Below are 6,908 nucleotides of genomic sequence, written 5' to 3'. Positions count from 1 at the left end.
ACCCAAATAAAAAATAAAAAGACGACCCAAATAAAAAATAAAAAGACGACCCAAATAAAAAATAAAAAGACGACCCATCGGGTCGTCTCTACGTATTATTTATTCCCTTGATGTATTGTTTTCACCCATTTCAACCGTTTTGGTCTGACGGACATCCTAGCTGTCACGCTGCTAATAACTACTAACCAATGAAGCATGTATATTGAGCCTCGTATGGTTTGTAGCAATATTAACAAATATGAGGAAACTCTAAATTTCTTATCTTTTCGTATCCGCGCTAACCCAACAAACATTCCTGTCACTGACATGCTCATGGCAACACCAGTAATCGGAGCTAGCATTAGGGGACGTTGGCGAATTATTGCCATCAAGAAATCGGGGATTAATGCCATCGGCAGAATATACTGCGATAGCATAAATATCATCATATCCAGGGTTTTGCGACTTCCCAAGCGATTTTTTAAAAGTAAATCCCAGTAGTCTAAATACCTCTGAAATCCACCTTCTGCCCATCGGTTACGTTGATGCCAAAGCGCGATCGCATCTGTTACACCTTCTTCTTTAACAGATGGATCGAATACGCATTCAATGTCCCATTTGTCAAGATGTAAGCGAAAAGTTAAATCTAAATCGTCGGTAATTGTTTCTTCGTTCCAACCACCGCAGCGAGATAGGGCTTCCCGACGCACAAATTGCCCGTTCCCTCGTAGTTCGGGAACTCCTGCGATCGCATTTCGATGGGACTGCAAAAAGGTATCTAGCGCCATTTCCGCATGTTGCCCTTTAGTCCAGAAATTTTCACCCTGGTTAGCAATAGCCTTTCGTACTTGCACTGCTCCTACCTGCTGGCGCTGGAACATGGGTACTATTTGCATCAATAAATTCGGGTGAATTTGGGCATCTGCATCAAACACAGCCAAAATTTCGCCTTTAGTCATTGGCAAAACTTGATTAAGTGCCCCAGATTTACCACCAGTGGCATCAGACGAACGGTGAAATACCTTTAAATTGTCGTATTCTTGGGCAAGTTGTGTTAATAACTGACCCGTATTGTCGCTGCTATTGTCGTCAACAATCCAAACTTCATAGCACCCTGCTGGGTATTCTAAGTTACATAAATTTTCAACAAGATTGCTGATAACAGCTTCTTCATTTTTTGCCGATACTATCAGAGAAACAAAGGGTAAATCACCCTCAACGGATTCTGGATAGCGTTTTAGACGACCAGAGACTACTACTAGAGCATGAAGCCCGACAATAGTACTTAAGCCCAAAACAAACAAAGAACCCCAAGAAATTAAATGCAGTGCGATCGTGCTGCTCCAAACTAGAGTCAGAACTACAGCCGCTTTACGTCTACGATTTTGAAAGCGGGATGGAAGAGACAGGGAATTAGAACTTGAAGTCTCTTCCACTAACTCCTCGTCTTCTACCGATAGCTCGGAGAGCAAGGAGTCGAGCGCATCAAATTCGTTATAAGAATCATCGTCAGACCAGGAATTTGCTGGCATAGTTTACTTAATTCAACCACCAGTATTTATCTACAAACTTATAAAGAAACAGGGAATTTGAGTAACACAGAAGCATATACTCACAATGAATGAAAGTATTTTTTGTGTCATTACTCCCAACTGCAATACAAGTCAATGCAGCCCTATTGTACCTGACAATTTCACATTTCTTAGCAAATTAGGGACTGGGAACTAGGGAAGTAGGTACTAAAAACCAAAGAGATAATTCCCAATGCCCAATTTCCGATCCTGTGAATGACGATAAATTTTTGGGAACACTACAACTAGTGATAAACAGATACGCTCGTCTACTAACAGAAGGGAAGATTAGGTTATGGCTATTGACAAACTCCAGCCAGCTTCGCAGCAGCAAGCTAGCGTTTACATGCCTTATATTCAGGGGAATAAGCGTAATTTTTTACCTTACGCGATCAGTCTCTACCAAAATGGGGTTTTAGAAGGTGAGCGCAAAATTGAAGGGGGTGAAGCGGTTTCTTTTGTGGCAAGTTGGAATGTTGCTAGCTTACCTTCAGATTTAACACGCTGTCGAATGCAGTTTGATGGTGATACGGAACTCAGCTATGAAATTATGACGGCTAGTTTCGAGTTTGTTAATTATTTAATTGAAATCTTAGAAACTTTCAAACGTCAGCATACAACTGATTTTTCCCAGGGGTTTTATCGTAAGTTACTTCGTATTGATGAAGCTAATTGATGATTTTGGCAATATGTCAAGCGCAATATTCTGTTATTTATCAAGAAAGAATTCAGTAGTCTAGCCATAGAATACAGGTTCGGTATTCTGTGGCTAGACTTGAATGTAGTTTGTTTTCCACAGAAGGATGAAGCGTTCATTACCTCCTTTGTCTTGCAAGAGGTTCTACAATTAAGCCTGGTGTAAAACCTACGAATCTTGCCTTATTTGGATAAAAAGCGTGGCAAAGTTCCCACACTTAATTGATTCTGAATTCTAAATTCTGACCGCTAAAAGCTACAAAATGAATGAAATTAGGAGTGCGCTTGTGCCAAAATCCTCTAAATGTTTGCCCCCGAAGTATTTACTAGTTGGTTCGACTGAAGCTTACAGTGGCAAATCAGCGACTGTTTTGGGTTTATCTAATCAGCTACAGAAAAAAGGACTTGATATTGCCTACGGTAAGCCCTTGGGTACTTGTTTGAATGAATCTGAAGGTAGCTTGGTAGAGGAGGATGTTGAGTTTATTGCTGCTAACCTCAATTTACCAGTAAATCGTCTTGCTCCTACTTTACTGGCTTTGGATGAATTCGCCGTGCAAAAACGCTTGCGTGGTGAAGATAAGGTTAATTATTGTCAGTCCCTTGTTGAACAATATTTGCACTTGCAGGCAGGGGACTTAATATTGCTCGAAGGTGCAGGTAATTTAGAAGAGGGTAGTTTATTTGAACTATCTTTGCTACAAGTTGCCGAGGCTGTCGATGGGGCTATTTTGTTGGTATGTCGTTATAAATCGCTGCTTTCGGTTGAGTCGCTATTATCTGCGAAACAAAAATTGAGCGATCGCTTAATAGGTGTCGTTATTAATGATATTCCGGCGACGCAACTGGAAACTGTTAACACGATAATGAGACCATTTTTAGAGGACATGGCAATCCCCGTACTGGCAATGTTGCCGGAAAATAGTTTATTACGCAGCGTTAGTGTCAGAGAACTAGTAAATCAACTCCAGGCGGATGTTCTTTGCCGTCGCGATCGCTTAGATTTAATGGTGGAAAGTTTGGCAATTGGGGCAATGAATGTCAACTCGGCTGTGAAATACTTCCGCAAACGCCGGAATATGGCTGTAGTCACGGGGGGCGATCGCGTGGAAATTCAACAGGCTGCTTTGGAAACTTCTACCCAGTGTCTCATCCTCACAGGTCAATTACCACCCCCAGATTTTATCCTCACCAGAGCCGAAGAATTGGAAATTCCCATTTTATCAGTAGATTTAGATACATTAACTACTGTAGAAATTGTGGATAAAGCTTTTGGGCAAGTACGGGTTCACGAACCAATTAAGGTTGAGTGCATTCGTCAGTTAATGAGTGAGCATTTTGACGTGAACCGCTTGCTATCTCTGCTGGACTTAAATGCTACTGCGACTCTGACCTAAAGATTGTTTTTTTCTGGGATGCAACGGCAGTGCTTGTGCATTTGATCCCACAGGTTTGGCGATTTTTCGCTCTAAATGTGCTGGTGATGGATTTAATAAGTGGGTAAATTTTCCTTCTACTTCCATGCGTTGGCATATCTCCTGCATATTGGGTAAACTGTCGTCTGCTTGCTCCCAGTGAAGAATTGCCGCTTCATTACACCATTTTTGAATCATCGGCATTACTTGGCGATGTGCCCCAGAATTACGGTAATGCTGCATCGCTAATTGATTCTCCCACAGCGATACTGTCCAAAAAACTCTGTTCCTATCTTGTATGAGTTTTCCACCCACAAAACCTTTAATGTTGACGATTTGCCAACAACTTAAGAGATTGTGCCACATAAAACCTGGGAAATCATACCAGGATTTCAAACGCAAGCGGGTTACAGATACTAAGGTCATAATCGTCCTCCTACTTCAATACTATATTTAATGAGTACTAAATTAATTGTATATTAACTTTATTGTAAATAAGCTCATAAATATAAAAATAATCTGACCTTCAGTAAATCAACCCCCTTTGCAAGAGCGATGGTGCTGCCTATGAGTTTGTTGAATCCCCGCTAACCCCCATCAGTCAAGGGCAGGGCTGTTTCATTCTTTATAGAAAAATCTGGAAGTCTTATTTTTTCGTTTGAATTTAGGTTAGTCGTAGGGGCAGGGTCTCCCCGCCCCCTTTCAAGGTTAGGGTAATCCTATTGTGGGTAATTGAACGAACATGCTGATAATTGGAAAAAATTTATAGAAAATTCAGGTTTTAGGGAGTCAATTTGTGCATCTCTGGACTTATTTGTACATTTTTGATGCTGCTGGTACAAAGGTTTTGCATATCTGATCGAAAGTAAGGCTAGGGATAGCCCTGAGTCTGGTAAAATATCTTGGTTGTTTAATCTGCAAATGTCCGTCTTTGAGTCAGTCAACAGACCTTATCAACAATATCGATACATTAGCGCAAGAACTGGCTACTATCCAGCAAACAGGTTCTAAACGAATCGCCTTGCTGGGTTCCCGTCACGTCCCGATCGCACATCAGAATCTGATCGAAATGATGACTTATGCCTTAGTTTTATCAGGCAACCGCATCATTACCTCCGGTGCAACAGGCACTAATTCTGCTGCGATTAGGGGAGCTATGCGAGCTGATCCCAATTTTTTGACGGTAATCTTACCGCAAAGCTTGGAACGTCAACCGCTAGAATCGCGCCAACAACTCGAACAAGTAATGCATCTTGTGGAAAATCCGAGCAATGATAATTTGTCGTTAGCGGAAGCTAGCTACCAGTGCAACAAGGAAATTGTTTCCCGTTGCCAGCAACTTATCTGCTTTGCCTTCCACGATAGCCGCACCCTGCTGCAAACTTGTCGAGATGCCGAAGAACAGAGAAAGGTAGTTACATCGTTTTACTTTGATTAGTTAAGGTTACATTCGCCCGTGACTGTAATTTTTTTATACTCTATCGTTGCTGCTGCTGCACTAATCTACGCACCATTCTTGGTAGTCGGTTATGCCCGTATTAGTATCGGCTACGATATTTCCGCTCCTCGCACTATGTTTGATAAATTACCACCTTACGCCCAACGTGCAACATGGGCACACCAAAATTCGTTTGAGACATTTATGGTGTTTTCCGCAGCTGCAATGATGGCTTATGTAACTGGTGTGAATTCCCCTTGGGCATTTGTAGCTGCGATCGCGTTTATTGTGGCTCGGTTACTTTACTCAATTTTCTATATTGTGAATATACCTATTTTGCGTTCTTTAATGTTCGCAATTGGTGGACTTGGTTCTGCTACGCTCTTTATTTTGAGCCTCATCCAAGTTTCTAGTTAATATGGAGAGAGGGGAAAGGGCAAAAGGTAAGGTTAAGTCCCTACTCGATTAGTTCCTAATCCCCACTCCTTTATCTTTCATCCAAAATCTAAAATCTAAAATCTTCTATGGCTTCGACATATTCTTTTGACATAGTAAGTGAGTTTGACCGACAAGAACTAGTCAATGCAGTCGATCAAGTAGTCAGAGATGTAAAAAGTCGCTACGACCTTAAAGATACCAAAACTACGGTTGAATTAGGCGATGACAACATTACTATCAGTACCGACAGCGAATTCACGTTGGATACAATACAAACTATAATTCGCGAAAAAGCAGCCAAGCGGAATTTATCGCAGAAAATATTCGATTTTGACAAAATAGAAGCTGCAAGTGGTAATCGAATTCGTCAAGAAGTCAAACTCAAAAAGGGCATTAGTCAGGAAATATGCAAGCAAATTTCTAAATTGATTCGCGACGAATTTAAGAAGATACAAGCATCCATTCAAGGTGATGCTGTGCGAGTCAGCGCAAAAAGTAAAGACGAATTACAAGCTGTAATGACTCGACTGAAGCAAGAAGATTATCCTGTTGCTTTACAGTTTAATAATTATCGATAAGGGCATTAGGAATGGGGAATTGGACAATACAGAGAGACGCGACATGTCTCGTCTCTACAGGGTTTCTTTCTTTTTTTGCCTTTTACTTTTGCCTTGTTGTACTATTTTCCCCCAGTACCCGGAACGATCGCGCGATCGGAAGTCATTTTAAATGGCTCAGTCACAAAGAAAGTTGCGGTTTCCACTTCTTGTGTTTTTCCTTGTTGTGTGACTTTGACTTTCCCAGTCAAAACTATTTTTTGTTCGGATTGAAAATATTCAGCCTTTTCCGCAGTCGCGACAATATTTTGTGGTTCGTATCTAAACTCTACATCCCCTTCCCAGGTATAGACGTTCGGTGTTGGATTCTGCTGCACTACCGGATTCGGAATTGGGTGATTTTCTCTAATCTCCGCGTAAACACTGCTAATACTTGCATAAAGAATTACAAAGGAAGTCAGAACTGCTGGCAGTAATAAAGATAAATGTAGCCAACGCATTAATGAAAAATTTACCACAAAGCCACGTATATTAAACATTTTGCTCCCAAGTCTGGTCTGAAGACACACCTGCAACATACTGGCACAACTTTTGTAATATATCCATGTCCGATAGGAGTCCAAAACCTAATTTTTGGCAGTGTTATGCGGATAGTGAATAAAATTATGAGCATCGTATTAAACATAATGCCTTCTTCTCTACTTGCTAATATCTTTTAACGGCAGTATCAGAATATATACTCTAGATAATATTGTTGTTAAATTTTGCTTCACAATCCAATGTTTATTAAGTTACTTTAATATACGTATTTAAT

Annotated in this window: 8 protein-coding genes; 5 read left to right on the top strand and 3 right to left on the bottom strand. The window is 40.8% G+C overall.

The features are described 5' to 3' along the window. Positions 1 to 95: 95 nt before the first annotated feature. The gene (locus CK510_RS23570) at positions 96 to 1,511 is read right to left on the bottom strand and encodes a glycosyltransferase family 2 protein (protein WP_095723998.1); all 1,416 of its coding nucleotides are present in this window, start codon (positions 1,509 to 1,511) and stop codon (positions 96 to 98) included. A 334-nt stretch (positions 1,512 to 1,845) separates the two neighbouring features. On the opposite strand from CK510_RS23570, the gene ebsA reads away from it, so the two are divergent. Both ebsA and CK510_RS23560 read left to right on the top strand, forming a co-directional pair. Next, complete coding sequence (gene ebsA, locus CK510_RS23565; protein ID WP_095723997.1) at positions 1,846 to 2,226, top strand: type IV pilus biogenesis protein EbsA; 381 nt, start codon at positions 1,846 to 1,848, stop codon at positions 2,224 to 2,226. 307 nt (positions 2,227 to 2,533) lie between these two features. Beyond that, a complete protein-coding gene (locus CK510_RS23560) occupies positions 2,534 to 3,643 on the top strand; it encodes a phosphotransacetylase family protein (protein WP_245912355.1) in 1,110 nt (369 codons plus the stop codon). Here CK510_RS23560 and CK510_RS23555 read toward each other — a convergent pair. Further along, positions 3,617 to 4,087: a DUF3291 domain-containing protein gene (locus CK510_RS23555; RefSeq protein ID WP_095723995.1), complete on the bottom strand. Its 471-nt coding sequence runs from the start codon at positions 4,085 to 4,087 to the stop codon at positions 3,617 to 3,619. The genes CK510_RS23560 and CK510_RS23555 overlap by 27 nt on opposite strands. Positions 4,088 to 4,592: 505 nt before the next feature. On the opposite strand from CK510_RS23555, the gene CK510_RS23550 reads away from it, so the two are divergent. From CK510_RS23550 to CK510_RS23540, 3 genes are all read left to right on the top strand, one after another. After that, positions 4,593 to 5,099, top strand: coding sequence for a DNA recombination-mediator protein A (locus CK510_RS23550; protein ID WP_095723994.1), 507 nt, complete (start codon positions 4,593 to 4,595; stop codon positions 5,097 to 5,099). 18 nt (positions 5,100 to 5,117) lie between these two features. Further along, the gene (locus CK510_RS23545; RefSeq protein WP_095723993.1) at positions 5,118 to 5,516 is read left to right on the top strand and encodes an MAPEG family protein; all 399 of its coding nucleotides are present in this window, start codon (positions 5,118 to 5,120) and stop codon (positions 5,514 to 5,516) included. A 107-nt stretch (positions 5,517 to 5,623) separates the two neighbouring features. Next, positions 5,624 to 6,115, top strand: a complete 492-nt coding sequence (locus tag CK510_RS23540; protein WP_095723992.1) for a YajQ family cyclic di-GMP-binding protein — start codon at positions 5,624 to 5,626, stop codon at positions 6,113 to 6,115. 101 nt (positions 6,116 to 6,216) lie between these two features. Here the strand turns inward: CK510_RS23540 and lptC are convergent, their stop codons facing one another. Then, positions 6,217 to 6,633 (bottom strand): LPS export ABC transporter periplasmic protein LptC, encoded by a 417-nt coding sequence (gene lptC, locus CK510_RS23535; RefSeq protein WP_158224954.1) that lies wholly within the window; start codon positions 6,631 to 6,633, stop codon positions 6,217 to 6,219. Positions 6,634 to 6,908 lie beyond the last annotated feature (275 nt).

This window comes from Brunnivagina elsteri CCALA 953 (genome assembly GCF_002289455.1).
In the GTDB taxonomy this organism is placed as follows: Bacteria; Cyanobacteriota; Cyanobacteriia; order Cyanobacteriales; family Nostocaceae; genus Brunnivagina; species Brunnivagina elsteri.
This window is presented reverse-complemented; position numbering and strand designations above follow the sequence as displayed.

Excerpts from the sequence above, each read along its gene's own strand:
- CK510_RS23570 (WP_095723998.1), bottom strand. The coding sequence starts at position 1,511 with ATGCCAGCAAATTCCTGGTCTGACGATGATTCTTATAACGAATTTGAT.
- ebsA (WP_095723997.1), top strand. The coding sequence starts at position 1,846 with ATGGCTATTGACAAACTCCAGCCAGCTTCGCAGCAGCAAGCTAGCGTT.
- CK510_RS23555 (WP_095723995.1), bottom strand. The coding sequence starts at position 4,087 with ATGACCTTAGTATCTGTAACCCGCTTGCGTTTGAAATCCTGGTATGAT.
- CK510_RS23540 (WP_095723992.1), top strand. The coding sequence starts at position 5,624 with ATGGCTTCGACATATTCTTTTGACATAGTAAGTGAGTTTGACCGACAA.
- lptC (WP_158224954.1), bottom strand. The coding sequence starts at position 6,633 with ATGTTTAATATACGTGGCTTTGTGGTAAATTTTTCATTAATGCGTTGG.